At 60.8% G+C, this 22,458-nt stretch carries 30 protein-coding genes and 3 pseudogenes; 8 read left to right on the top strand and 25 right to left on the bottom strand.

The window, feature by feature from the left end; all coding sequences use genetic code 11:
- Positions 1-160 precede the first annotated feature (160 nt).
- Positions 161-766 (bottom strand): hypothetical protein, encoded by a 606-nt coding sequence (locus ACN0Q0_RS15555; RefSeq protein WP_343504833.1) that lies wholly within the window; start codon positions 764-766, stop codon positions 161-163.
- Between the two features lie 280 nt (positions 767-1,046).
- On the opposite strand from ACN0Q0_RS15555, the gene ACN0Q0_RS15550 reads away from it, so the two are divergent.
- Positions 1,047-1,241, top strand: coding sequence for a hypothetical protein (locus tag ACN0Q0_RS15550; protein WP_343504832.1), 195 nt, complete (start codon positions 1,047-1,049; stop codon positions 1,239-1,241).
- 249 nt (positions 1,242-1,490) lie between these two features.
- Here ACN0Q0_RS15550 and ACN0Q0_RS15545 read toward each other — a convergent pair whose 3' ends face one another.
- The 9 genes and pseudogenes from ACN0Q0_RS15545 to ACN0Q0_RS15505 all read right to left on the bottom strand — a co-directional run bounded on the left by ACN0Q0_RS15545 (position 1,491) and on the right by ACN0Q0_RS15505 (position 7,180).
- Positions 1,491-1,784, bottom strand: coding sequence for a helix-turn-helix domain-containing protein (locus tag ACN0Q0_RS15545; protein WP_343504831.1), 294 nt, complete (start codon positions 1,782-1,784; stop codon positions 1,491-1,493).
- Positions 1,781-2,122 carry a type II toxin-antitoxin system RelE/ParE family toxin gene (locus ACN0Q0_RS15540; protein WP_343504830.1) on the bottom strand — a complete coding sequence of 114 codons (342 nt, stop codon included), beginning with the start codon at positions 2,120-2,122 and terminating at the stop codon, positions 1,781-1,783. The genes ACN0Q0_RS15545 and ACN0Q0_RS15540 overlap by 4 nt, the downstream gene beginning before the upstream one ends.
- A gap of 85 nt (positions 2,123-2,207) precedes the next feature.
- Positions 2,208-3,101: a DMT family transporter gene (locus ACN0Q0_RS15535; RefSeq protein ID WP_343504829.1), complete on the bottom strand. Its 894-nt coding sequence runs from the start codon at positions 3,099-3,101 to the stop codon at positions 2,208-2,210.
- 276 nt (positions 3,102-3,377) lie between these two features.
- Positions 3,378-3,854 (bottom strand): annotated as a pseudogene (locus ACN0Q0_RS15530) (AAA family ATPase).
- Positions 3,855-3,948: 94 nt separating this feature from the next.
- Positions 3,949-4,905 (bottom strand): mechanosensitive ion channel family protein, encoded by a 957-nt coding sequence (locus tag ACN0Q0_RS15525; protein ID WP_343504828.1) that lies wholly within the window; start codon positions 4,903-4,905, stop codon positions 3,949-3,951.
- Positions 4,906-5,275: 370 nt separating this feature from the next.
- Positions 5,276-5,719 (bottom strand): nucleoside diphosphate kinase regulator, encoded by a 444-nt coding sequence (rnk, locus tag ACN0Q0_RS15520; protein WP_343504827.1) that lies wholly within the window; start codon positions 5,717-5,719, stop codon positions 5,276-5,278.
- An 83-nt stretch (positions 5,720-5,802) separates the two neighbouring features.
- A complete protein-coding gene (locus ACN0Q0_RS15515; protein WP_343504826.1) occupies positions 5,803-6,270 on the bottom strand; it encodes a hypothetical protein in 468 nt (155 codons plus the stop codon).
- Between the two features lie 293 nt (positions 6,271-6,563).
- Positions 6,564-6,779, bottom strand: a complete 216-nt coding sequence (locus tag ACN0Q0_RS15510; RefSeq protein WP_343504825.1) for a hypothetical protein — start codon at positions 6,777-6,779, stop codon at positions 6,564-6,566.
- Positions 6,780-6,877: 98 nt separating this feature from the next.
- Positions 6,878-7,180, bottom strand: coding sequence for a DUF1127 domain-containing protein (locus ACN0Q0_RS15505; protein ID WP_417244258.1), 303 nt, complete (start codon positions 7,178-7,180; stop codon positions 6,878-6,880).
- 629 nt (positions 7,181-7,809) lie between these two features.
- Here ACN0Q0_RS15505 and ACN0Q0_RS15500 point away from each other — a divergent pair.
- Positions 7,810-8,268 carry a hypothetical protein gene (locus ACN0Q0_RS15500; protein ID WP_343504824.1) on the top strand — a complete coding sequence of 153 codons (459 nt, stop codon included), beginning with the start codon at positions 7,810-7,812 and terminating at the stop codon, positions 8,266-8,268.
- A 91-nt stretch (positions 8,269-8,359) separates the two neighbouring features.
- Here ACN0Q0_RS15500 and ACN0Q0_RS15495 read toward each other — a convergent pair whose 3' ends face one another.
- Positions 8,360-8,776: an RrF2 family transcriptional regulator gene (locus ACN0Q0_RS15495; RefSeq protein WP_222257069.1), complete on the bottom strand. Its 417-nt coding sequence runs from the start codon at positions 8,774-8,776 to the stop codon at positions 8,360-8,362.
- A 124-nt stretch (positions 8,777-8,900) separates the two neighbouring features.
- On the opposite strand from ACN0Q0_RS15495, the gene ACN0Q0_RS15490 reads away from it, so the two are divergent.
- Genes ACN0Q0_RS15490 through ACN0Q0_RS15475 form a run of 4 tightly spaced genes read left to right on the top strand, consistent with a single transcriptional unit; the run spans position 8,901 to position 11,127 of the window.
- On the top strand, positions 8,901-9,599 hold the full coding sequence (locus ACN0Q0_RS15490) for a 5-formyltetrahydrofolate cyclo-ligase (RefSeq protein WP_343504823.1): 699 nt from the start codon (positions 8,901-8,903) through the stop codon (positions 9,597-9,599).
- Between the two features lie 2 nt (positions 9,600-9,601).
- Positions 9,602-10,015, top strand: coding sequence for a PAS domain S-box protein (locus ACN0Q0_RS15485; protein ID WP_343504822.1), 414 nt, complete (start codon positions 9,602-9,604; stop codon positions 10,013-10,015).
- A gap of 24 nt (positions 10,016-10,039) precedes the next feature.
- Positions 10,040-10,420, top strand: a complete 381-nt coding sequence (locus ACN0Q0_RS15480; RefSeq protein WP_417244260.1) for an integrase core domain-containing protein — start codon at positions 10,040-10,042, stop codon at positions 10,418-10,420.
- Entirely contained in the window at positions 10,393-11,127 is a 735-nt protein-coding gene (locus ACN0Q0_RS15475) for a pseudouridine synthase (protein WP_417244257.1), read from the top strand. The genes ACN0Q0_RS15480 and ACN0Q0_RS15475 overlap by 28 nt, the downstream gene beginning before the upstream one ends.
- A gap of 14 nt (positions 11,128-11,141) precedes the next feature.
- Here the strand turns inward: ACN0Q0_RS15475 and gdhA are convergent, their stop codons facing one another.
- The 12 genes and pseudogenes from gdhA to ACN0Q0_RS15415 form a co-directional block, all read right to left on the bottom strand.
- Positions 11,142-12,497, bottom strand: coding sequence for an NADP-specific glutamate dehydrogenase (gene gdhA / locus ACN0Q0_RS15470; protein ID WP_343504821.1), 1,356 nt, complete (start codon positions 12,495-12,497; stop codon positions 11,142-11,144).
- 303 nt (positions 12,498-12,800) lie between these two features.
- Entirely contained in the window at positions 12,801-13,781 is a 981-nt protein-coding gene (locus tag ACN0Q0_RS15465; RefSeq protein WP_417244256.1) for a DUF2189 domain-containing protein, read from the bottom strand.
- Positions 13,664-14,161 (bottom strand): c-type cytochrome, encoded by a 498-nt coding sequence (locus ACN0Q0_RS15460; RefSeq protein ID WP_417244259.1) that lies wholly within the window; start codon positions 14,159-14,161, stop codon positions 13,664-13,666. The genes ACN0Q0_RS15465 and ACN0Q0_RS15460 overlap by 118 nt, the downstream gene beginning before the upstream one ends.
- Before the next feature lie 349 nt (positions 14,162-14,510).
- Positions 14,511-14,765, bottom strand: a complete 255-nt coding sequence (locus ACN0Q0_RS15455) for a cbb3-type cytochrome c oxidase N-terminal domain-containing protein (RefSeq protein ID WP_417244255.1) — start codon at positions 14,763-14,765, stop codon at positions 14,511-14,513.
- 221 nt (positions 14,766-14,986) lie between these two features.
- Positions 14,987-15,611: pseudogene (locus tag ACN0Q0_RS15450) on the bottom strand (cbb3-type cytochrome c oxidase subunit II).
- Between the two features lie 120 nt (positions 15,612-15,731).
- Positions 15,732-15,941, bottom strand: a complete 210-nt coding sequence (locus tag ACN0Q0_RS15445; protein ID WP_417244254.1) for a hypothetical protein — start codon at positions 15,939-15,941, stop codon at positions 15,732-15,734.
- Positions 15,884-16,435 carry a cbb3-type cytochrome c oxidase subunit I gene (locus tag ACN0Q0_RS15440; protein WP_417244253.1) on the bottom strand — a complete coding sequence of 184 codons (552 nt, stop codon included), beginning with the start codon at positions 16,433-16,435 and terminating at the stop codon, positions 15,884-15,886. The genes ACN0Q0_RS15445 and ACN0Q0_RS15440 overlap by 58 nt, the downstream gene beginning before the upstream one ends.
- Positions 16,436-16,447: 12 nt before the next feature.
- Positions 16,448-16,705, bottom strand: coding sequence for a hypothetical protein (locus ACN0Q0_RS15435; RefSeq protein ID WP_417244252.1), 258 nt, complete (start codon positions 16,703-16,705; stop codon positions 16,448-16,450).
- 142 nt (positions 16,706-16,847) lie between these two features.
- Complete coding sequence (gene ccoS, locus ACN0Q0_RS15430) at positions 16,848-17,396, bottom strand: cbb3-type cytochrome oxidase assembly protein CcoS (RefSeq protein ID WP_417244251.1); 549 nt, start codon at positions 17,394-17,396, stop codon at positions 16,848-16,850.
- Complete coding sequence (locus ACN0Q0_RS15425; protein WP_417244250.1) at positions 17,393-18,433, bottom strand: NAD(P)H-dependent flavin oxidoreductase; 1,041 nt, start codon at positions 18,431-18,433, stop codon at positions 17,393-17,395. The genes ccoS and ACN0Q0_RS15425 overlap by 4 nt, the downstream gene beginning before the upstream one ends.
- Positions 18,430-18,807, bottom strand: coding sequence for a DUF488 domain-containing protein (locus ACN0Q0_RS15420; RefSeq protein ID WP_343504814.1), 378 nt, complete (start codon positions 18,805-18,807; stop codon positions 18,430-18,432). Before ACN0Q0_RS15420 ends, ACN0Q0_RS15425 begins: the two co-directional genes overlap by 4 nt.
- Before the next feature lie 7 nt (positions 18,808-18,814).
- Positions 18,815-19,267, bottom strand: coding sequence for a group III truncated hemoglobin (locus ACN0Q0_RS15415; RefSeq protein ID WP_343504813.1), 453 nt, complete (start codon positions 19,265-19,267; stop codon positions 18,815-18,817).
- A 150-nt stretch (positions 19,268-19,417) separates the two neighbouring features.
- Between ACN0Q0_RS15415 and ACN0Q0_RS15410 the strand changes: the two genes are divergently transcribed.
- On the top strand, positions 19,418-19,696 hold the full coding sequence (locus tag ACN0Q0_RS15410) for a DUF6522 family protein (RefSeq protein WP_343504812.1): 279 nt from the start codon (positions 19,418-19,420) through the stop codon (positions 19,694-19,696).
- Between the two features lie 269 nt (positions 19,697-19,965).
- Here the strand turns inward: ACN0Q0_RS15410 and ACN0Q0_RS15405 are convergent, their stop codons facing one another.
- Positions 19,966-20,841: a LysR substrate-binding domain-containing protein gene (locus ACN0Q0_RS15405; RefSeq protein WP_343504811.1), complete on the bottom strand. Its 876-nt coding sequence runs from the start codon at positions 20,839-20,841 to the stop codon at positions 19,966-19,968.
- Positions 20,842-20,990: 149 nt separating this feature from the next.
- Between ACN0Q0_RS15405 and ACN0Q0_RS15400 the strand changes: the two genes are divergently transcribed.
- The gene (locus ACN0Q0_RS15400; RefSeq protein WP_343504810.1) at positions 20,991-22,151 is read left to right on the top strand and encodes an MFS transporter; all 1,161 of its coding nucleotides are present in this window, start codon (positions 20,991-20,993) and stop codon (positions 22,149-22,151) included.
- 48 nt (positions 22,152-22,199) lie between these two features.
- Here the strand turns inward: ACN0Q0_RS15400 and ACN0Q0_RS15395 are convergent.
- Positions 22,200-22,352 (bottom strand): annotated as a pseudogene (locus tag ACN0Q0_RS15395) (IS3 family transposase); the annotation flags it as partial.
- Positions 22,353-22,458: the final 106 nt, after the last annotated feature.

Raw genomic sequence — 22,458 nt, 5'->3', positions numbered from 1 at the left:
AGCGCGGACGCATCGTCGGCATCGTCACGCGCACGGATCTGATCGCCGCGCTGGCGCGCCAGGCGCTCCGCTAGGGCTGAGACACCGCTGAAGAGACGTGCGGACAAAAAAAATGGCCGAGGCAAGCTCGGCCGAAGTCCAACAGGGAGGTAGGGAAAGGCTACAGCCGTGGAAAATCGCGAGCGTCTGGCCAAGCGTGGTAAGGATCGTTCGACACGATCGGCGCATCCAAATCGTCCGCCAGCTCGATCACCCACGCCGCGACCGACTTGTCCGATGGGCAGATGTCGATATTCACGTCACGATCCAGAAGCCGTCGGAATGCGCGGAGATCGCCCTCTTCGCCCAACGACGTCCGGCAGGCTTCAGGGGCCAGAACGATATGCGGCGTGACCCGCCCCGCCTGTAGCATATCGATCACGGTGCGCAGTGCCTCCGGATTTGCGACCCCTCCCTCCCAGCAAATCACATCCATGCCATCGATGATGGCGAGATCCCGGCGCCAAGCCCGCGGCGTCGACTCAGGGTCGTTGAAGGAGGCCCCTGGCGCCTCCTGACTTGGCGGTGCCGCTCTGGGATGGGCGCGATCGGGGACGCCTACGACCAGACCAACTCGGGACGCGCATTCCTTGTCCAGAGACTCGGTCACCTGCACAGACATCTGTTCGGAGGCCGCGTCCGAGTGCGTGTGAGAGGCGCGCAATTGAGCGGTGTTCGCATCCGCAAGGCGGCCGGTCGCAACGAGCTCAGAAGTTTCCGCACCCATGGAAGCTGGATACCTTCGCAACCAGACAAGCGGCTTTCGGAGGAAATCGATTAAATAACTGAGAAACATTTATCGTGTAATTGATGCGGTGCAGCGCAGAGATGATAGAGAGAACGTCCGCAGCAGCGGCTCTGATACGGATCAGCCAATTGCCGCGGCGCCATCACTGTCGCACCATAGCTTTGGCGAAGTCCGGTGTCATGATGAATGGCGGCCGCGACGGTGAAGCCATCCCTTTCAGCCTGCAGATTTTCGCGGAAAGACTTGAGGACACGGCCCAATGGGTGATTTTGTCATTGTCTGCGGACCGAAAGGGCATGTTTGGCATGGTGCTCACATTCTGGTAACAGAAAGGACCGAAAACCATGTCGTGACAAGTCTGGGCACCTTCAGACGCGACCGCTTCGGCACACTCCGCCTCAAGACCGACCCTGCCTTCCACATTGAGGAGGACCCGGAAGCATTGCAGGCTTGACCATGGCGCCAGTCACCTACTTGGGATGTTGCCAAGAGCTTTGACTTGGACCGAAACCTCCCCTGCAAGGCTCCAGCTGATCCAGCGTCCATCATGTGCGAAATCTGCTACATATTTCAGACAAGGGAACCGAGAGTGCGGTCCCGCATCGATGCAGCCGGCCCCCGACGGTCTCGAAGCACCGTGGCGCCCATCTTCAGGGTGACGGTGGGAACGTCGCCGAAAGCTGTCGTCAGCGTCTTTCCTGGCTCACCTACCGCGCAGGAGATCCTGAACGACCGAGGGTTGCTTGGCGATGAGTGCCAGCAATACCCGCGCCGGCCCGGTAGGGTGCCGGCGCCCCTGCTCCCAGTTCAGCAAAGTGCCCTTCGCGACGCCAATGCTCTTGGCAAACTCGCCTTGTGACAGCCCAGATTTCTGCCGGACTTTTGCGACATCGACGCTCGCGACCGCGACGTCATGCACCTTGGCGCCAGCCTGCTGGCCGGCCGCGAAAGCCAGAGCCTCTTCGAGCCCCTCGGTTACAGATTCAAATACGCTCATCTGCTATCCTCATACTTGGCGATGATCGCCTTGCTCATCTCGACGACCGCGGCTTGCTCCGACTTCGAGAGGTTGGCCTTCTCGTTCTTGGCGAACACCGTGACCGGGAAAATTGGCATGTGACTGCCACCGAACACGTAGATCGTCCTGAACCCACCGCTCTTGCCGCCGCCTTCACGCGGTATGCGAACTTTGCGTAAATCGCCGCCCAGCGACACACCAGCTACCGGGTTCGCGGCGATGAAGGTGAAAGCCGCCGCACGATCCTCTTCCGACATGATCGCCTTTGCGCGCTTCTGAAACTCGGGAAGCTCGACCACTGTCTGCAAACGTTTCATCTTCTGCCACCATATATGCGTCATTGACATATACGTCAACGGCGCACCCTCGGAGTCCGCCCGTCGCAAGTCTCCAGCCTAGTTCTCAATCGACAAAGGAGCACAGCCCTGGGACGTCATCCAGCATGGAGGCCGGCGTGCGTGATCTCTCCCGGTAAACGACGTAAAGGCCCGAGGAGAGGATGACTGCGATCCCCAGCCAAGTCATCCCATCTGGAAAATCTCCGAAGACCAAGAACCCGGCGGCGGTAGCGCCGATGATCTCGAGATACTGGAATGGTGCGAGGAGACCGGCTTCAGCGTGGCGAAAGGCCTCGGCGATCAGGACATAGCTCGCAGCGGCGAGGAGGCCGCTTCCCAGAATCAGGACCCAATCCCAAGCCGAAAGGGCGCTCGGGTCCGGGGTGACAATATCCGTTGCGTGAAGACCGAAGGAAAGCGCTACAATTCCGACGCAGGCATAGATCGTAGCGCCGCACTGAATGGTCAGCCCAGAGCGTGTTCGCGAGGCACGGCGCAGAACGATCATGTTGAGCGCATAGGAGGCGGCCGCAAGGAGTGGTAGGAGCGAGGAGATCTCGAACTCGGCACCCGGCCGAATGACGATCAGCGCGCCCACGAGACCGATGCCGACGGCCGCGAGGCGTCGCGGACCCACGGCCTCGCCCAGGAGCGGACCTGCCAGCACAGTCAGGATCAATGGCTCCACGAAGAAGATGGCGATCGCGGTGGCAATCGGCATGACAGCGAAGGCGCCGATCAGGCAGATGAGCGTGATCATCACCAGAAGACCGGACAGCGCGACAACCGGCGAGAACATGGCGCCCCTGAGACGATTCCGCAGCAACACCGCCGCCGGCAGGAGGAAGGCCCCCTGGGCGAGAACGCGCACGGTCGCGACCTCGATCGGGTTCAGTGTCTCCGTCAGCAGCTTCGAAAACGTGTCGCCCAGTGGTAGCAGGAGCATCGCCGCGGCCATGCAGGTCATTCCTGCGAAAGAGCCAGTCCACATGGTCTGCGACCTGTCGAGCAAGGCAAGAGTCATAGGACACCTCATAACTTCAGGCTCCGCAAGATATGTGCGAGAGCAAGTCCGGGCGTTCAGGACATCGGTTGAAAATATCGGGGTCGAGCAGCGGACGCGCGACGCCATCGCATGCTGCCTTGCGGCGCTCATATAAGGGTCTTCGCAGGATTTGTCCAATCCGGAGAGCAGACAGATCTCTGGATTGATTGTTCGGCAAGGCTCGTTGCGTCAGGAAAGCGCGCTCAGAATGAAATCGGCTCGCGCTTCGACGTAGAGCTTTGGCAGAATGACCGGATGATATCCGAGCCGGCCGAAAGCCTCGATCAGCCGATGATACTCGGCGATGCCGTCCTTCAGGTTTCGTCGGCGTCCAGTGTCCCTGTGGTGGATTTCTGGCCAAGGTGGGGTCAGAAACACCTGGTGATGGAGGCGGGCGTGTCCCGTCAGGGTGACGGAGGCCGCCAATCCGGTTGCATGTTCCAGCGCGATGGCCGCATCCAGCAGCCCGCGATCGAAGAACACCCAACTCTACGAAGACGCGACGCGGTTGCGGTCTCCGGTCGCCATGTCGATGGCGCGCCTTGCGAAGGCTTCGAGATCGACCCAGGGAAGTGCCACGCCTGCGCCGTTCAGCTCCCGCTGCACGATCTTCCTGCCGGGCTCCTCGACAGTTTCGAAGCCTCGGGAAGCGAGTTCGGCCAGCAACGTCGACTTCCCGCCCCCGAGCAGCCGGAAAGGACCACGTGCTGGCCGCCATGCCCGTTTTCATCGGATTTCTCTCCATGTTGTCAGCCACTCCTCACGCTTCGATGCGCTCTGTCTTGGGCGGCACTGCGAATATCCGTGCGACGTCCGTTTCATGTTCGACGGGAAGCATGGCTTTCCCGTGAGGACGGTTCAGTTCGATCTGCATGCGTGGGGTCGGGACTTTCGCTTGCCGCATCGCGCGGTCGATCAGAGATAGAAGCTCGTCCCGGCAATCAACGTCCCGTTCGAAGCGCGACAGCCAGAACCGGACCGCATAGGAGTTTCCGTCGCTTCCCAGCTCCTGAACGCGGACATCCGGTGCCGGTTCGGTCTGGATCAGGCGCGCTTCTCTTACCGCCTTCAGGATCATTTCCTTGGCGGCATCCACGGAAACCTCATGCGATAGCTTCAGAGACAGCTGCGCACGATACTGCGGTCTCGGAGCGGAGTAGTTGGTGATGCGTCGGCGCGCAATCTGGCTGTTCGGCAGGATCATGTAGGTCGAGTCCAAGGTCAACACCCGTGTCGTGCGCCAGCCGATCTCGATGACCTTGCCTCGTGCGACCTGCTCGATATCGACCCAGTCACCGATCCGATAGGGGGCCTCGACCCCCAGTGCAATGCCGGACAGCGTGTCAGCCACGACGTTCCGAATTGCGAACCCCAGCACCGCGAGTATCAAGCTCGATCCAGCAAGCGCGCCAAGGAGACCTTGTTCCAGCAAAAGCGCGGCAGAGGCAACGATGGCGGCGAAGAACAGCAGAACCGCCACGAGATCCCGAAACAGGCGCGGGTATGGGCGCTTGTCGCGTCTCCGGCGAACTGCGAACAGGCCGAACAGTCGGCTACCGAGCCAGGCCGCAGCAAGGCAGCTGACAACGCCGCCAAGCAGGCGGAGAGATAGTCCGACCCGCTGCTCGACATCCTGGTCGAAGAATACCAGACCGGCGGCGACAATAAGCAGAACGGTAGGCCACATCAGCCGACGGAGAAAAGAGAGACGTCTCATGTCAGCAGCCCTGTTGCTGGTGCCGCGATGGTCGGCGAGACCGGCACTGGAGGCAGGTCACGGCAGCGCCGGCATGTCGCTCGACGGCAGAGCCACAACGACGACAGGAAATTCGGATAGTGGGGGTATTGCCCCCGAGAATGTGCCGACAGCTGGGACACCGATGGGCGGCCGCCCGGGGAAGCGATGTCTTGCAGGACGGGCAGGCAAGCGGAAGGTGACGAATCATGAGACCCTCTTTCAACGGGAAGAAAAGACGCCGAAGCGGCGATTGCCGATATCCCGGAAGGAGCGTCGTGGCTTCGTCAGCGCATCGAGCGGCTCCTTCCGGGCAGAGCATGGGCTTCGGCAGGGCCCAGGGAATGTCCGTTCATTGTGCCTCCAGGCCTTCGGGGGCATCCTGGGACGCGACGTGGAGCACGGTCAGAACCCGCCGCTTTCCATCCCTGGTATCCCAGTGGAGCGATGCGCCCTCTGCCAGTCCGATCAGGGCAACCCCGATCGGTGTCAGGATCGAGATCCGCCCGCGTGCGATGTCGGCGTCCTCTGGATAGACGGGCGTTACCATCTTTTCCTGGCCGGTCGACTCATCCCGATAGGTGACCGCGCGACCGATGGCCACGACGTTCTGCGGGAGTTTCGCCGCCGGAACGATACGGGCCCGGCCGATTTCGCCGAGCAGCCGGTCGGCAAGGTCCGGATTGCGCTGGATCGCGCCCTCCGCAAGTGCCTCGAGCCTTTCCAGGCAGTCCGCACCTATGACGACCCTGGGCCGCCGGCCGGTGCCGCGTGACGTAGAGAATTGTTTGTTCATCGTAGTTTCCTTTCCACCACCTGGTGGTGTGAGTGAACTATAGGTGGCCATGGTCCCTGATCCGCCAAGAGTGGATCAGAGCATCAGGCCGCGGCTTGGTCCGGAGACGGATGCGCATCCAACACCACGACGACTTCGATCTGACCGTCGTCCCGCAGAAGCGGAACCTTCTGCAGTTTTCGCATCCCGATCAGGGTCGCCCCAAGCAATGAAGCGACGAGAATATGTCCTGGGACCGGCGTGGGGTTCATGGAGAGCACGCCGCTGCGAGCGCCTTCACCGCTGATCATGTAGGTGACGTGGCATCCGGCCACGACAAGATCAGGCGAGGCCGGCTCGGGAGTTCCGCGCGAGATCCGCAGCTTGTGGCGCAGCAGCCCATTTAGAAGAGGTGGGTTTGGCGAATTCCTGGTTCCGCGATGGCGGAGCAGGCGATCAATACCGAGCCGGTCGTCGACAGTGAGAAGAAAGCCTGTCTCGACAGCGGAGCGTTCAAAGAGCGATCGAAAGTCACTGCCAGCAGGCAGGTGGGTGATCCTGGTAATGGTCATGATATGTCTCCCGGAGCGGTAAAGCCCGCGTTCTCAGATGCAAGGATGTGAGAAAGCCCCGGGTGGTCGAAGACGCGCTTATGCGCAGACCGCCCGGGGACCCGGGCGGTTCAGAAGCAGAAACCGGAAGAGGTTTTCGTGCGTGACCATGAGGAGACCTTAGTCTTTGGGCGCACCCTGTCAATCTTCGAGACCGGGCGGGTATTGGAACGGACAAGGATGCACGGATCCCGCAAAGGTGAAGAAGGCGAATTATTGAAGAGGTCCACGAGGCGGACTTCGACGTCAGGGGGTCACCGACTACGCACCTGGAAGACTGAGTCACGTCGAGCTTCCTGCATCGGCCGACGGTTCGGCAGCAGGATGATGTTTGTCGATGTCGTGCGACCACCATCGTCTTCCCACCGCGCCAGGCATTTGGCGCTCGGCTCAGCGACCGACCTCTCCATGTCACTTGGCCGGAAAAGCTCCGGAAACAGTTCTCCGAAATCTGCCTTGGAAATCATCATTTTGTCACTCCTTTTCATCGTTGCATAGAGAGCTACTACACGGCGAAGGCTGCGCACCACGGTGGTACCGTGGTGCGGGTTCTCGAGAATTGGCCCGGCTATGCCGCTCGGCCGCCGCGCCACCGCACATCGACCTGCACATCCGGAGAAACTGGACGCATGCTCAGTTCACGATCTGTGAGACCATTGACGACGCGCGGGATATCACTGCGATCAATCCCGATGTCGCGCAGCAGGCGATCGTCCATGCCTCGAAGAGTTTCGATCATCTTCCGGCGTTGCCATTGGAGAAATGTGGTTCGGAGCCAACGTCGAAACGCTCCGGACTTGCGGTTGCGCTGAGCGACCGTTCGAGGGGGTGGGAAGTGAGGGGTATCGGATTTGAAGACGTGGGGGTGCATGTCATGCTCCATGACGAAGAAACTGAACCGTGTTGCACGCACAACATCAGCCGGGCTACCCGCACAGGCGTGATCTTCCGGCCAAATTGGTGCGTTTGTCACTTCGACTGATCTGTAAGAGATCGAGAAAACCCCGAGGCGCGGACCGGCAAGCGGCCTGATCCCGCCCGGGGCTACCGGCGGTTCAGTGTGTTTCCTGCGTTGAGCAGAAACCTCCTATGAAGACTGAACATGGTCATGCTTGAGATATCGGCAATCCGCGTGTGTTTATCAAGAGAACGGCGTGGCCTGCGACCTTCTGGCACTGACGCCATCAGAGGCGGACGAGCCTCACGGATCACGCCCCTCCAAAGGAGATCAAGGACCTCGGTTTATCGTCGCGCAGCAGTGAGAACTGGCTCTCATAGTGGTGCCACTTCGCCGCACCACGGCCGTGACGCTTGACAGAATCCATTTGTTGCATAGCTTGTATGCATGGTTACGAACGAAAGCCTCTTCCGGTTTCTGCTTCTGAACCGCCTCCCTGCCCGGGCGGCGAGCGCGTAACCGCGTTCACGGCCACCCGGGGATTTCTCGAACATTTTGATAGAGACATCGGGTCTGCCGAGATCAGCCCCTGGGAGATAATCATGACCAACGCACAACATGTGCGGGTGCCGAATAGCTTTGCTTACGACACCACGCCAGAAAAGCACCTCAACGACGCCGAGTTTTTCCTTCGGCCTTCTGACCGCGCCGACATCGAGTGGCTACTTTCCCGAGATGACCCAGCGGCACAGAAAATGCCGCGTCTTGTAAAAGGAATTCTGCGTTACAAGATGCGAGAGGCCGGGAAAGTGGTTGGCAAAGGCATCGACCAAATCGCATTGCCTATGAAACGCATTACTTATGCTGAAAGCACTGGTTCAGTACAGAAAGGCATTTTGACCATGAGTATAATAGAACGACCGGGCCATATTCCCGTGGGATCTCTGCTCGGCGCAACTCTCTTAGGCATGTCAAGACATCAAAAAGAGCCATTAAAGAAAGAAGACGGCAGTACTGTCATTGTCCGCGTTATGAAGATCGAATCCGTGGAACCGGCCTGACGCGTCGAGTAGCGGTCCGATCTTCGGTAAGGAACCGCACGTAGCGTGCAGTCTCAGTTAACGTGCGCCAACATGGCGTCATGAAGCCGCGTCAGACAGGTTCCGGTGCGGGGAGGGCAACATCGGCAAGGGTCGAGCGGTTGAGGTTCTCGATGAAGGCCATCTCGGCCACCCGAAGTCGGGTTTTCAGGCGACAGCATCCGTTGATCGTGCAATCCCCGCCGTTCGGCTGAAAGCACTCGACAAGGGCTTGGCCCTCTTCCAACACTCGCACCACGTCTCCCAACCGGATTTCCTCGGGGGCGTGGGCCAGGGTGGCACCGCCACCGCCTCCACGGCGTGTCTGCACCAGCCCGGCCCGGCCGAGTTTCTGCATGATCTTGATGAGATGGTTGCGGGAAAGCTGAAATTCCTCGGCGAGATCAGCCGTGGAAAAAGCCCGGTCCGGCGCGCTGGCAAGGCGCATCAACATGCGGAGTCCGTAGTCGGTGAAGGAGGTAAGGCGCATCTGCCATCCATGAAGTGGTATTTACAGTGCCTATTATGGCGCTTATCCAGAGAAGTGAACAGTCCCGGCGCAGAGAGGCAGCTCCTGCCACGAGGATAACTATACCTGAAGTTGGGAGCCGGACATGGGAAATGGGTCCAACAGCTTCAAGAGTGAGGGAAACTTTGCCTCGCCGCCCTGCATGGCGGCAGAGGTCGATCCTGGGTATTTCGACCCCTTGGCCGTAGATCCCGAACAAGCGCGCGACGTGGCCCGGTGGCGCACGGCGGAACGCAAGCGGCTTCGCGAAGAGCGTCGGACGCTTTCCTCGTCCCAGAGGACAATAGCCCGTGCAGCGATGATGACAGGACTGGACAGATTGTTTGCGGCGCACTTTGCCGGGATAGGCGACGTAGTCGTCGCATTCTATTGGCCGATCAAGGATGAGCCGGACCTGCGACCTTTGATGGTCGAGATGCAGGCGTCTGGCCGCAGCATCGCTCTGCCTCTGGTGGAGACGCGGGCGGCGCCCTTGGTGTTCCGCCTGTGGACTCCGGAAACCCGGATGGAACGCGGACACTGGAACATTCCCGTGCCGCCACGGGACGCTCCGGAGGTGATGCCGGACGTCGTTCTCGCACCTCTCATGGGATGGGACAGCGAAGGCTATCGCCTTGGCTATGGTGGAGGGTATTTCGATCGAACCCTGGCGGCGCTCTCGCCGCGCCCCTTCAGCATCGGCGTGGGTCTCGCCGCGGCGAAGCTACCCACAATCTATCCGCAACCCTACGATATCCCGATGGATGTCATACTCACCGAGCGTGGGACCGAGGTAGGAGGGTAACAATGGACAGGGACCAGATTGCGCGAAAGCTGTTCGAGGGCATGCCCGATGCGCTGGTGGTCGCCGACCGCAAAGGCATCATCCGCGTCTGGAACGGGGGCGCGGAGCGGATATTCGGCTTTGCAGAGGGTGAGGCGCTTGGTCAGTCATTGGACATCATCACGCCGGAGCGACTGCGTGAGCGACACTGGATCGGCTACGAGGCCACCATGCGGACCGGCCAAACCAAGTATGGCGAAGGCGATCTTCTGTCAGTTCCTGCAATCCGGAAGGACGGAGCGCAAATCTCGATCCAGTTCTCCATTGTCCCGTTGCGCGGCGAGGACGGTGACTTGCAGGCGGTCGCGGCGATCATGCGCGACGTCACCGAGGACTTCGAAGAGCGCAAAAGGTTGCGGCGCGCGCTTCGCGGGTGAGGGAACCGTCGAGGCTGTCAGGCACTGGATTCGGCCAGCGTAACCGGGAAAGCGTACGCCGAGCTGGGTTTGCCTTGGGAAAACGTGTGCTGCATGAGCTTCAATGCCCGGTCCGGCGAAAAAGTGTTCAGCGGACAACTCTTCTGTAGTCCCAGCCAAGCGCTGGTTCCGATCGTGCGAAGAAGGAAACACCACAACACCGAGCGACCCCATGGCGCTCTGGGCTATGACTCTCCGGCTCCCGAAACTATCGTTCCAATAGAGCGAAAGCCGGTCATTCTCCAGCATACAAACTGGACTTTCCGGGTGGGACCGATCATGGCGATAGAGCCGCAAGAACCCGTCGTGGTGCGTTTCGTTTACGAGGATCACCGGACTTGTCCAGCAGTTCATTCACACGTGTAGACAAGCTCTTGTCCTCGATGGGATATGGTGCGCGCAAGGACATCGCGCGGCTGGCGCGGGCTGGTGGCATTGTCTTTGATCAGGCTGAGATCCTGGACCCCTCCATCCGCATCCCTGTCAGCGCGGATCTGCCCCGCCGCATGACGGTCGCGGGCAAGCCGCTTGATCCTCCTGCCGGCCTGGTCGTCATGATGAACAAACCCTTGGGCGTGACCTGTTCGCACAAGGAGGCAGGCGAACTTGTCTATGACAGGCTGCCTGTGCGCTGGCGACGCCGCAAGCCCGCAATTTCGACCATTGGGCGTTTGGACAAACAGACCACGGGCCTTTTGCTTCTGACCGACGACGGAGACCTTCTGCATCGTATCAGCAGCCCGAGAAGCCGGCTCAGAAAAACCTACCGTGTCACGCTTGCCCGCCCACTCGACGGCACGGAAACCGCACTGTTTGCGTCGGGCAGACTCACGCTCAGAGGCGATGACAAACCCCTGGCGCCGGCGGCGCTGGACATACTCTCGGAAACCGAAGCTCTGATCACCGTGACCGAGGGACGATACCACCAGGTTCGCCGCATGTTTGCCGCCACCGGCAATTTCGTCGAAGCTCTGCGACGTGAACGCCTGGGCGACCTCTGCCTGCTCGACTCTCTGGCTCCCGGTCGATGGAAGCTGCTGGGCAAGGAAGAGATCGCCCTCGTCTTTCGATGACCGAAGGGATCGGCTCAGATCACTCCCAGCATCCGCATGGCGTTCGCAACCCGCTCGAAACCGGCGATGTTCGCGCCGAGGACGTAGTCACCGGGAGCGCCATATTCATCGGCAGTTTCGGCGCATCTGTCGTGGATGCTTTTCATGATCTGTGCCAACCGTTGTTCGGTCTGCTCAAAGCTCCAGCGATCACGGCTGACGTTCTGCTGCATTTCGAGCGCCGACGTTGCTACGCCCCCCGCATTCGCCGCCTTGCCGGGCCCAAACAGGATGCCGGCCTCGCGCAGGATGCGGATCGCCTCGGGGGTGCAGGGCATGTTCGCGCCTTCGCCGACAGCCAGAACGCCGTTCTTGACCAGTGATTTCGCGTCCTTGCCTGTCAGTTCGTTCTGGGTGGCCGAGGGCATTGCCACGTCACAGGGCAGATCCCAGACAGAGCCTTTCCCGACAGGCACAAAATGAACCCCGTCCCCACGCAACCGGGCATACTCCGAAATGCGCTTTCGGCGCACGATCTTGATCTCCTGGAGCAGGGCAAGATCAATCCCGGCTTCGTCTATGACGTAACCGCTGGAATCCGAACAGGCGATGACCGTGCCTCCAAACGATTGCACCTTTTCGATGGTATGGATGGCGACATTGCCCGCACCCGATACCACGACGCGCTTGCCGTCGAAGTCGCTTTGGCGCGTTTCAAGCATTGCCTTGGTAAAATACGTGTTCCCGAAGCCAGTAGCCTCTGTCCTGGCTCGGGATCCGCCGTAGGCGATGTCCTTGCCGGTAAACACGCCCGATTCATATCGGTTGGTCAGGCGCTTGTATTGCCCGAACATGTATCCGATTTCACGTCCTCCAACGCCGATATCGCCGGCCGGCACATCCGTCTGCTCGCCCAGATGGCGGTGCAGTTCGGTCATGAGAGATTGGCAGAAGCGCATGATCTCGCCATCGGATTTGTTCTTGGGGTCGAAATCCGTTCCGCCTTTTCCGCCACCGATCGGCAGGCCGGTCAGGGCATTCTTGAAGGTCTGCTCGAAGCCGAGAAACTTGATGATCCCCAGATTGACGGACGGATGGAAGCGCATCCCTCCCTTGTAGGGACCGAGGGACGAGTTGAACTGGACGCGAAATCCTCGATTGATCTGGACATTCCCTTGGTCATCAACCCAAGGGATGCGAAAGATAATCTGGCGCTCGGGTTCGCAGATCCGCTCGATGAGCGCTTTTTCGAGATAATCAGGGTGCTTTGCCACGACGCGCCCGAGGCTTTCCATCACCTCGTGCACCGCCTGGTGAAATTCCGGCTCTCCCGCGTTTCGCCGCGCCACTTCGGCAAGGATCGGTTGTAGCTTTTCGTCGATATTCTTCATGTGTCTCGTCGCATTAAGGGGAGTGTTGGTTGGATGCTAAAAATGTGTGCATCAGCATCACGAGCGCCCATTTTCCAATCAGCTATTTGATCCTCGACCGGTGTGCAAACCGTTATCCCGCAGGATCGAGTCAAAGGGGATGCTGTGCGGCTGTGGGCGCGGTGAGTGTTAGCTGCGCTGCGTTTGTTCCAAGGCCGACGACAATCGGTTTCGGGTGCAGCACTGGCGATGTCCCAGACATTTGCCTTGCCGCGACCGGTCTCGCATCAGGTCGCAGGCTCCTGCAGCTTAGCCGATGGAGTATCAGGCCGGACGAATGAACATGCGATCATCCTCATGCCCGGCGGCATCGTCGGAGCGGATGGCGCGGTAGCAATGCCACGTCGCATGTCCCAGCAATGGAAACACAAGGATCAACCCCAGCCCAGCCGTGAGCAGGCACAGGACGAACAGCGCCACCACGATGGCGCCCCAGGCAATCATCACCGCAAGGTTGTTCCAGACCATCGCCATGCTGATGCCGAGCGCGGAGAGCGCGTCGGTCCGCTCCGTCAGTAGCATTGGAAAGGCGAAGACGCTGATGGCGAAGGAGAAGGCGGCGAAGAGCGCACCGACGGCAGAGCCGACCAGCAATAGGGCCCAGCCAGTAGAAGTCAGGAGAAGCATCGGAGCGATCTCCTCGGTGCCGGGAAAGGCCACCATGCCGAAGAAGAGCGCATAGATCAGGACCGCCGCGCGCATCCACAGCAGGAAGAGCCCCAGCAGCATGACCCCCATGAAGACACCGGCACCGCCGGACCGAAGCCGGACGAACAGCATTGGCCCGAGGCCGACCGGTTCGCCTGCCCCAGTCGTCGGCTTTTTCAAAGTCCGCCGGCGATCAGCGCCTGACCACCATGAACCCGGCGAGCGCGGGAACAGCGCATAGTCGAATTCCAGGTGGAACAGGAACCAGACCACGGCGACCGAGACGAGGAAAACGCCGAGGCCGTAGATCAGGCCTTGGAAGCGGATGGGTCCAGAGATCGCGCCACCCGGCCCGGCAGCCATGTGAAGGCCGTGCGCCGGAGATCGCGGGCGTCGGGCTCGCGCGCAAGGGGCGCGACCACCTTCGATCGATGCCCCGGCGTGCGGATTGTCGGGCGGCGGCGGGGCGTTGTTCTGGCTCAGCTGACGGTTTCGCCGGGCGGTAGGTGCCGGCGCCTTCCTGGCGGTTTCAACGCAGCCCGGTTGCGACGACAGCGAGACCGAGACGATGATGTTGGCGCCCACGAAGATGGCCACGACCAGAAACGCGGCGGAGACGCCAGAACTTGGGGCCGCTCAATGGTCATTCCGGCCTCCATCGGCCAGCGAGGTGATGTAAATGGCAAGCATCTTGCGCTGCGCTCTGTCAGGCGGTTTTCCCATGCGGGCATCCAGCCCGTCGGCCGCCATAGATGGTCTCGAACAGCGCCTGATCTGTGCCGCCGTAGATCCAGTGGCTGTCCGTGAGGTCCGGGGCCCCGAGGTCGTATGCCCGCCCCATCCTCGCCATGGCAGCTGGAGCAATTGTCGGCGAAATGCATGGCGCCTTCTTCCAGCCGCTCGCGAGGCACCGCTGTCGAGACCCGCCAGCGACTGCACGTAGTCCGCCACGACGCGGATTGATCCCGGTCGAGCATGCCATCGCGGCCAAACGCGAGCATCTGCATAGCGCGTGTCGGGATGCGGGCATTGATGCCGACACGCAGGGTTTCGAGGATCGCCCGTCGTCGCCGCCCCAGAGCCACGCGTCATCGACCAGAGAGGGATAACCGGGGCGCCTTCGCGCGGTCGTGCAGGCTGCGCAATTGTCACCGAAGAGCGGGTGCGGTCTGGTCGATGTGGGTCATCAGTAGGTGTCGTCCGGATCTGTCCAGCGGAAGCGCGGCGATCCGGTCCGCCCAGACGCCACGGGCGGCATCCGCGGCAGCCACGCGCTCTTCCACCCGTTCCTGCTGATCAATGCCCAGCAGCCTGCGGTATAGGTATTCACCAGAGGCCAGGCCGGCTGAGCACCCAGTAGACCAGCGCCCAGATATGCGTGACGATGATGAAGAACCACACCGCCCGCGGCACGCGTGTGTTCAGCTCGGTGATGCCGTTCCATTCGTGGCTGTCGTCTGGTGGCCGGTCAGTGGGTCGCGTTCCTTTACCGACATGGTCCGTCCCGTCATCCAGAATACTGTTCGCGGCCTTATCAGCGTTTGCCCAGCGACGGCCAATAGGCGTAGATGGTGATCCCACCGACAGGGCGATGAGGTAGAACAGCCCGAAGGACTTGCGATCACCGAGGTCAGGTCATGGGTAAGGTCCATCAATTCAGTCCTCCTGAGTGGCTGATTTGCGAAGGCGGCATCCGTGAGCCTGCCGAGGATCTGAGGTAGCCACCAGAGCATCCATCTCCGTGACGCGGTCCCGCTGCCCGTCGAAGTGGCGGACGCTGGTTGCGTCTCCGTATCGCTCGGTTACCCGTCGGCTGCGTCGGTGTCGGTCAGCCCGTCCGCGCGCGTCGGCATCGGCATTGGCGACTGTTCGTCGCTGTAGGGCACGCCCACCACCCGCAGGGCCGCAAGGCGATCCGGCAGGCTCTCTGTCTCGAGCATGGTATCCAGCAAGAAAGCGTATTGCGGCATCACCGATCCCGGCACCAAGGCGCGCGATCGACCAGGGTGGCGCACATGCCAGTCGTCGGAATACTTGCTTGCCCAGCCGGGCAAGGTCCGGCCCGGTCCGCTTGAGCCCGAGAGCATCGGGTGATCATACTGCGATTCCACCGCCAGCGAGTAGCCCGTAGCGGTCCACCTCGTCCTGAAGCGTGCGGATCATCTGGCTGTGACAGGCATAGCAACCCTCGCGAATATGATGTCGCGCCCGCCTGCTCGAGCGGCGTGTAGAGCCGCATGTCGGGCGCCGCCTGACCGTTTCGTCGATGGTGAAGAGCGGCGCGATTTCACGAAACCGCCCACCCCGGCGGCGACGATGATCCCGAGGGTCAGCGCCATCGAGTGCCGCTCGGTGCGGTAGTGGGTCCGGGCGTGGAATTCGAAGAAGCGGGCGAAGGGGGAGAGGATCTTGCGAACATCGGGTCACTCCGCTGCCGGGATGGCGGTTCGGCCGCCTCGGACGAAGTCGGGTAGTCGCGTTCCGGGCGTTTTTCAGGGGCGTGCCGGATCGTCATCCAGACGTTGTAGGCCGCCAGGATCGCACCGGTCAGGAACAGCGCCCCGCGCAGGCTGTGCGACGTAATAGGGATGCATGGCACCAGCGTGTCCGTGAAAGAATAGGCCAGCGTGCCGCTGTCGGTGTAGTGCGCCACATCAGCCCCTGGATGATGCCGCTGTTCCACATCGCGAAGACGTAGATCACCGTGCCCGCCAGCGCGAGCCAGAAGTGCCATTCCACCAGCTTCCAGGAATACATCGTCTCGCGCTTCCACAGCAGCGGAACGACAGAGTAGATCGAGCGAAGGTATCAGCGCCACCCAGCCCATCGCGCCGGCATGGACGTGACCACGGTCCAGTCCGTGTAATGCGACAGCGAATTGACCGCGCGCACCGCCATGAACGAGCCTTCGAAGGTCGACAGTCCGTAGAATACCGCGCACCATCACGAAGCGCAGCGTGGCATCGTCCCGACCTGTGCCAGGCGCCGTTCAGCGTCAGCGCGTTGCCGCGCTGGCCCAGGAGGGCGACCAGCAGCATGACCGAAAGGTCATGCCCAGCGTCTGCACCCATTGCGGCAGGGCGGTAATGCAGGTGGTGCGAGCCGGCCCAGATGTAGAAGAAGACGATGCCCCAGAACGACAGGATCGACAGCCGGTGGAATAGATCGGTCGCTGCCCGCTTGGGCAGGAAGTAGTAAGAGCATGCCGAGGAACCCAGCGGCCAGGAAGAAGGCGACAGCGTTGTGACCATACCACCATTGCGTCATCGGCGTCCTGACGCCCGAGAAGGCCGAGTAGCTCTTTGTTCTGCCAGGCTGGCGGGCACGGCGAGGTTGTTCACGATGCAGGATGCCACGACCAGGATGAAGGCGAGGTAATACCAGTTCGCCACGTAGATATGCGGCTCGTTGCGGCGCGCCAGCGTGCGGATGTAGAGCACGGCGTAGACCACCAGACGATGATGCTGGATGTCGGCATACCATTCCGGCTCGGCGTATTCCTTCGACTGGGTGACGCCCATCAGGTAGCCCGAGGCGGCGACGATGCAGAAGAGGTTGAAGCCTCAAAAGCACGAACCACGGTGAGACATGTCCGGCGAGCCGCCTGGGTGGTGCGTATGACGATAGGAGGTGCGATGAGAGCATTGCCACCGAATCCGAATATCACCCCGATGTGAACGGGGCGGATGCGGCCGAAACTCGACCACGCCGCGTCGAAGCGCAGATCGGGCCAGGCAAGTTGCGCCGCGACCCAGACCCCATGCCCATACCGACGACGGCCCAGAACAGAGCGATCACCAGCCCGGCCTTGGTCGGATCGTCGTAGTAGCTGTTCGTGCGGTCCTCGGCCGGTTCGGGCTCGCCAATCGCACGCAGGACGAAGCAGGTCGTAATACGGCTGCAATCAGCACGATCGCGCCGTGGCTCCATCGGATCGCCCGACCCGCTGCGCCATACCAGCCCGACAATCGCCATGAAGACACAAATCATCATGCGATCTGGCGTTCGGCACCTGTCAACCGCTCCATCATTTGGCAACCTCCCGGTCGGTTCTATGTCTTGGTGGCAGCGGACGGTCCTCCGTCTGGAGGATCCGGCGGCGTCGCCTGCCGGATCGTCAAATTGGTCGTGTCTCATCGCCCAGAAGAACGCGCCGAGTCCGACAGCGCCCATCGCCAGCGTCACGGGGATGAGAAGCAGTAGGATGGTCATGCTGCGCCCCCGCCCGGGGCCTGCGCCCGTCCGGCGATGCCGCGAAGCGCCGCCGCCTCGGTACAAAGGTCGAGCAGCCGGCGCGCGGCTGGCACGGTCTCGACGATTTCCCCCAATCCGGCGCCGGCATAATGTGGCATCTGCTCCAGTGCGCCCGTCGTCGTGCGCAGCGGTGAATCGGTACTCTGGCGTAGACGTGGAATATCGCCGTCATGGGCGATGACCTCGCGAGGGATCGCGTCGGGATCGTGGCCCACCAGATCTGTGCCGAAGCTGTCGGTAACGCTGTTGCGAAGGACGCGCACGGCCGACCCCTTGGGCCAGTTCAGTACGAAACCGTCGGTCAGGACCGTGTCCTGCGGCCCTGCATCGACGATGCGCCGCTTGTGACAATCATGGGCGAAGGATTCCTCCGTGGCGAGGAAGGCGGTGCCACATTGCACGCCCTGCGCCCCCATCGCCAACGTCTCGGCCAGCGCCAGCCCGGTGCAGATGCCGCCGGAGGCAACAACCGGCAGCGCCGTAGTTTCCAATACGGCCGGGAGCAGGTCGAATGTCGAGATGCGCCCGTGCACGTGACCTCCCGCATCCTGCCCTTGTGCGATCAACACATCCGCACCGGCGGCTTCGGCCTCCCGTGCCGCGCGCAGCGTGCCCACTTGGTGCAGCAGAAGACCGCCTGCGGTCTTCACCCGGGAAACGGCCTCGGGCACGACGTCCCAAAAGAACGAAAAGACCGCCACCTCCATCGCAAGGCAAGTTTCGATCTGCTGCTGCAGCAAGTCGGGCTCCGTGGCTGCCGGGATGAGGTTGACGGCGAAGGGGTGGTCCGACAGCCGGCGGTAGGCCTCGATTTCCGAGATGATGAGTGATGGCGCCTCGCGCACCATCCCCAGTGTCGGGAAACCGCCCGCATTGGCGACCGCGGCGGCCAGTTCTGCGCGCGCGACGCCTCCCATACCGGCTAGGATGACGGGATACTCACATCCCAGAAGATCGCACAGGGGGGTGCGAAGGGACCCCAGATCGGCATTCATGTGGTATCCCCCGTGAGACGCTGTTTCAGATAATCCCGCAGCACCACCGCCTGGTTGTGTTCCCGGTCCTTCGCAGCGAAGAGAAGGGTGACGGATCCAGCCCGGCACCATGCGAGGCAGCGGTCAACGGCGTCCGTGTTGTCAGCCAGTTCGTGCAGGTAACGGTTACGGAATTCGCCCCATTTGTCCGGGTCGTGGTTGAACCATTTCCTGAGCTCGGTGGTCGGCGCGATGTCCTTGAGCCAGTCATCGAGTCCGAGATCTGCCTTCGAGATTCCTCGCGGCCAGATCCGATCCACCAGCAGCCTAGCACGGTCAGAGTCGGACGCCTTGTCGAAAGCTCGGGCGATGTCGATGTCGGATTGCTTCGCCATGCGAGGATCAAACAAGCTTCGGGACGCCGGTGCCTTTGGCATCCTCGATGGCCAAGTTGAGCGACCGGGCGATGCGTTCGGCCCGCTCGATGACATGGGCGGCGCCAGCAGGTGTGCAGATCTCCATTGCGGTCTCGCGAAAGAGTGTGAGCCACCGCTCGAAATGGCTCCAGTCAATCGGCAAGCCGACGTGCTTGGGCACCGGGGCGCCATGATAACGGCCTGTCATCAGGGCGACGGAGGACCAGAAGGATGTCATCCGATCCAGATGCGGTGGCCAGTCATCGATGCGCGCCGCGAAGATAGGGCCGAGAACCGAGTCGTTGCGGATCTTGCCATAGAAGGCATGGACCAGTTCGCGCAGCACTTCGTCATCGAGCCCGGTCCGTGCCTCGAGAGCGGCTGTGATCGCCGGTCGCGCGGAAAGGCTGCGCGATGAGGAAGTCCGGGTGGATGACATCGGTGGGGCACCTTGTTCGGAGTTGTATTGACGGGGCATACCCTTCAAGTGGTATTATAGATACCTATTGAAGTCGAGCCCAATCGGGCGAACCCGCGCAAAGCCAGACTGGCGGCGATCGGGCGGGATCAGGGAACGGGAGATGGTGCGATGAGCGAAGTATCCAAAACCGACAGTGGGTTCGTTGTGGAAGCGGCCACCATCGCAAGAGCTTTCAAGATCACGGAAGAGCAGGTCCGGGAGGAGATGCGGAACGGTCTCATCAGCAGCCGCTCCGAAAGCGGGACGGGCGAAGACGAAGGACGTTGGCGCATGACCTTCTATCGCGTCGACCGCGCGTTCCGCCTGGTTGTCGACGAAGAGGGAGAGGTGCTGTCGCGGGGAAGCTTTCCCGTCACTCCGCGAGCGCGGTCAGTGCGCCGGGATTGACACCCTTCGGGCGGCAAGCAACGATCAATCCATGGTCAGGTATCAGATCAAGTTCCGGTTTCTTCTGCTGAACCGCCCTTAGCCCCGGGCGATTCGCGGGCGTCTATGCGCAGCGATCTCCCAGGGACATCTCGAGAAGAGTTCTGAGATTGCCGGAGGTAACTCCAGGAGGAAACATGGTTATACCTGACATTACGGTGTCCGCCTTCAGATTTTTTGGGCCAGTTGGGCGCCCAATTGCTGCAAGGAGGGTCTACCCGACCCATAATTCAACGCCGTGAAAAGGTATCAAGGCACCAACACCAAACCGCGTCGATAGTGCGCGAGGGCTGCCGTTGTTTCTTCCTCACTAAATAGTATCCGGTACCAGTTTCATATCCGGCCTGTCCCGCCTCAATGAGGCGGCCGGCAAGGAGATCGCTGTGCACAAATGACCGACTGGCGATTGCTAACCGTTGACCCGCCAATGCTGCGTCAAGCGCTAAAGATATCTGGTTGAAACGTGGCCCTGGCAATCTGGCTTCTGTATTGAGGTGCGCATTCCAGTGTTGATATGAGTCGTGAAGCAGAGGCAATTCCTGAATAAATTCAGGTGTCAAAGGACGCGGCAACCCGTTTAGCAAATGTGGATTGCCGACGAGAACCCAGTCCTGATTGAAGAGCAGCTTGGCTTCTTGGTTTGGGGGAAACGGAGGCCTTGCTTCCCTTACGGCAATGTCAACTTGATCCCGGTCAAAATCTGAAACCGAGACTGTCGCGATAGTCCGGATTTCTATACCGGGCAGAGCTGCGTTGAGAGATGGTAAGTTTGGGATCAAAAGTTTCGTTGCAAAGGTAGGGGTCACGCTGATGGTCAGCGACTTACCGCTCTCTAGTAGCTGATCAGTCGCTTCACGCATGATACCAAAAGCGCGCCGTATTTCCTTGTGATAGGTAGCCCCATCGAGGGTGAGGGCTACGCCTCGCGGTAAACGTGTGAAGAGTGGCATGCCCATATGTCCCTCCAGAATTTTTATCTGCTGAGCAACTGCGCCTTGGGAGACTCCAAGCTCCTCGGCAGTCTCCCGGAAGTTCAGGAGTCGGCCCGCAACCGAAAACGTGCGCAAAGCATTCAAGGGAGGTAGGTGTCGAAGTTTTTTTTGCATTCTCAGAGTTTAGCTTTTCTAAAGCCTCCTGTCATCCGATCTAGCGCGAAGCCTCGCCTGTAGCATGTAAACTGATCCCAGTTTGCATTCATCGGTTCTATCCGATCTTCTGTCTTGTCGAGGCTTTTATGATAGCGCAGCGCCCTGCTATGATCTCAACTTCTTATGCGGTTATCCTCGCAGTGAGCGGTACGCATTTGATCAATGATCTGATCCAGTTCCTCCTGCCCGCATTGTACCCGGTGCTGAAGGGAGAATACGCGCTGAGCTACTTCCAGCTTGGGCTCCTGACGCTTGCTCAGCAGATCACCGCCTGCATCTTGCAGCCCATTCTGGGACTTTACGGAGATTTACGTCCGCGTCCTTATTCTCTTGCGGTGTCCATGGCCGTGGTCGCGCTCGGCGTGGTGTTGCTCGCGACGGCCGGGTCGTTTGCAGGGTTATTGCTGGCTTCTGCCACTCTTGGTTTCGGGTCGGCACTGTTTCACCCCGAGGCTTCACGAGTTTGCCGAATGGCGTCCGGAGGACGTTTTGGATTCGCCCAGTCCAGTTTTCAGGTCGGCGGAAATGCGGGGACTGCTTTAGGGCCGCTCGCTGCTGCGCTCATTGTGTTGCCGTTCGGACAGGCCACGACTGCCTGGTTTGGGCTCCTTGCTGTTGTAGCGGTCATGATACTGCTGTGGATCGCACGTTGGTTCACGAACCACCAGCGCATGACGCAAAGCGCGGGGGTGCGGCCAACAATCGGGCTCCGCCTCTCCCGCGCAAGGCTTCTGGTTGCGTTCGCAGTTCTTGGTGCGCTGCTACTTAGCAAGTTCGTCTATATCGAGACCTTCAAGAGCTACTATGCGTTTTTCCTGATCGAAAAATACGGAATGGAAGTCGCCCATGCTCAAGGGTTTCTGTTCGTCTTCCTTGCTGCGGTTGCGCTCGGCACGTTTTTCGGTGGTCCCGTTGGAGACCGTATCGGGCGTAAGAAGGTTATCTGGGGGTCGATTGTGGGGGCGCTGCCGTTTTCTGTGGTTCTCCCGCATACATCCCTATGGGCCGCGGTCGGCCTCAGTATCGTAGTTGGGCTCGTTTTGTCTTCTGCCTTCTCGGCGATCGTGGTTTTTGCGCAGGAGCTTTTGCCACAAAAGGTCGGCATGGTGTCAGGTTTCGTGTTCGGCTTTGCCTTCGGCGTCGGGGCACTAGGTGCAGCGGGGCTTGGAGCTCTAGCCGACCAACTCGGAATGGAGCAGGTCTTTGGATATTTCTCCCTAATACTGTGCCTTGGTTTTCTGACGGCCTTGTTGCCTAATCTTGACTGATTGCCGGCCCGCATGTGCAGCGTGACCTGCCCCCTGCCGGTCCCTCATTCATAACGAGAGTCTGCAGGTTGGATTTGGGTATTCGGCTTCATCGTCTTGCGCAAGCGCGCCGGGCGTGGAGCCCTCAAATTGCTCAAGCGTCCGGCGCGCTTGCTGCGGCGTCTGGTTGACCAGGGACGAATGCGGGCGGTCCGTATTGTACAACTCAATCACAGAACACCCACGGGACCGAGGAGCGCGAGGTACTCTACCCTTGGCACCCCTGGACGGGGCGAGTTGTTCACGTACACGAGGTGATCGCGAAGGC

Origin of the sequence: Celeribacter sp. (assembly GCF_048259695.1) — a bacterium.
Classification (GTDB): Bacteria; Pseudomonadota; Alphaproteobacteria; order Rhodobacterales; family Rhodobacteraceae; genus Celeribacter.
Note: the sequence above shows the minus strand (reverse complement) of the source record. Positions and strands in the feature narration are given on the sequence as shown.

What these genes read in the sequence shown, in the direction of transcription:
- ACN0Q0_RS15500 (WP_343504824.1), top strand. Translation starts at nt 7,810, where the DNA reads ATGACCAACGCACAACATGTGCGGGTGCCGAATAGCTTTGCTTACGAC.
- ACN0Q0_RS15485 (WP_343504822.1), top strand. Translation starts at nt 9,602, where the DNA reads ATGGACAGGGACCAGATTGCGCGAAAGCTGTTCGAGGGCATGCCCGAT.
- ACN0Q0_RS15525 (WP_343504828.1), bottom strand. Translation starts at nt 4,905, where the DNA reads ATGAGACGTCTCTCTTTTCTCCGTCGGCTGATGTGGCCTACCGTTCTG.
- ACN0Q0_RS15435 (WP_417244252.1), bottom strand. Translation starts at nt 16,705, where the DNA reads ATGGGCGTCACCCAGTCGAAGGAATACGCCGAGCCGGAATGGTATGCC.
- ACN0Q0_RS15490 (WP_343504823.1), top strand. Translation starts at nt 8,901, where the DNA reads ATGGGAAATGGGTCCAACAGCTTCAAGAGTGAGGGAAACTTTGCCTCG.
- ACN0Q0_RS15540 (WP_343504830.1), bottom strand. Translation starts at nt 2,122, where the DNA reads ATGAAACGTTTGCAGACAGTGGTCGAGCTTCCCGAGTTTCAGAAGCGC.
- ACN0Q0_RS15535 (WP_343504829.1), bottom strand. Translation starts at nt 3,101, where the DNA reads ATGGCCGCGGCGATGCTCCTGCTACCACTGGGCGACACGTTTTCGAAG.
- ACN0Q0_RS15420 (WP_343504814.1), bottom strand. Translation starts at nt 18,807, where the DNA reads ATGGCGAAGCAATCCGACATCGACATCGCCCGAGCTTTCGACAAGGCG.
- ACN0Q0_RS15400 (WP_343504810.1), top strand. Translation starts at nt 20,991, where the DNA reads ATGATCTCAACTTCTTATGCGGTTATCCTCGCAGTGAGCGGTACGCAT.
- ACN0Q0_RS15510 (WP_343504825.1), bottom strand. Translation starts at nt 6,779, where the DNA reads ATGATGATTTCCAAGGCAGATTTCGGAGAACTGTTTCCGGAGCTTTTC.
- ACN0Q0_RS15445 (WP_417244254.1), bottom strand. Translation starts at nt 15,941, where the DNA reads ATGTATTCCTGGAAGCTGGTGGAATGGCACTTCTGGCTCGCGCTGGCG.
- ACN0Q0_RS15515 (WP_343504826.1), bottom strand. Translation starts at nt 6,270, where the DNA reads ATGACCATTACCAGGATCACCCACCTGCCTGCTGGCAGTGACTTTCGA.
- ACN0Q0_RS15495 (WP_222257069.1), bottom strand. Translation starts at nt 8,776, where the DNA reads ATGCGCCTTACCTCCTTCACCGACTACGGACTCCGCATGTTGATGCGC.
- ACN0Q0_RS15545 (WP_343504831.1), bottom strand. Translation starts at nt 1,784, where the DNA reads ATGAGCGTATTTGAATCTGTAACCGAGGGGCTCGAAGAGGCTCTGGCT.
- ACN0Q0_RS15440 (WP_417244253.1), bottom strand. Translation starts at nt 16,435, where the DNA reads ATGGTCACAACGCTGTCGCCTTCTTCCTGGCCGCTGGGTTCCTCGGCA.
- ACN0Q0_RS15415 (WP_343504813.1), bottom strand. Translation starts at nt 19,267, where the DNA reads ATGTCATCCACCCGGACTTCCTCATCGCGCAGCCTTTCCGCGCGACCG.
- ACN0Q0_RS15410 (WP_343504812.1), top strand. Translation starts at nt 19,418, where the DNA reads ATGAGCGAAGTATCCAAAACCGACAGTGGGTTCGTTGTGGAAGCGGCC.
- ACN0Q0_RS15555 (WP_343504833.1), bottom strand. Translation starts at nt 766, where the DNA reads ATGGGTGCGGAAACTTCTGAGCTCGTTGCGACCGGCCGCCTTGCGGAT.
- ccoS (WP_417244251.1), bottom strand. Translation starts at nt 17,396, where the DNA reads ATGACCATCCTACTGCTTCTCATCCCCGTGACGCTGGCGATGGGCGCT.
- ACN0Q0_RS15460 (WP_417244259.1), bottom strand. Translation starts at nt 14,161, where the DNA reads ATGCTCGACCGGGATCAATCCGCGTCGTGGCGGACTACGTGCAGTCGC.
- ACN0Q0_RS15550 (WP_343504832.1), top strand. Translation starts at nt 1,047, where the DNA reads ATGGGTGATTTTGTCATTGTCTGCGGACCGAAAGGGCATGTTTGGCAT.
- ACN0Q0_RS15505 (WP_417244258.1), bottom strand. Translation starts at nt 7,180, where the DNA reads ATGCACCCCCACGTCTTCAAATCCGATACCCCTCACTTCCCACCCCCT.
- gdhA (WP_343504821.1), bottom strand. Translation starts at nt 12,497, where the DNA reads ATGAAGAATATCGACGAAAAGCTACAACCGATCCTTGCCGAAGTGGCG.
- ACN0Q0_RS15405 (WP_343504811.1), bottom strand. Translation starts at nt 20,841, where the DNA reads ATGCAAAAAAAACTTCGACACCTACCTCCCTTGAATGCTTTGCGCACG.
- ACN0Q0_RS15425 (WP_417244250.1), bottom strand. Translation starts at nt 18,433, where the DNA reads ATGAATGCCGATCTGGGGTCCCTTCGCACCCCCCTGTGCGATCTTCTG.
- rnk (WP_343504827.1), bottom strand. Translation starts at nt 5,719, where the DNA reads ATGAACAAACAATTCTCTACGTCACGCGGCACCGGCCGGCGGCCCAGG.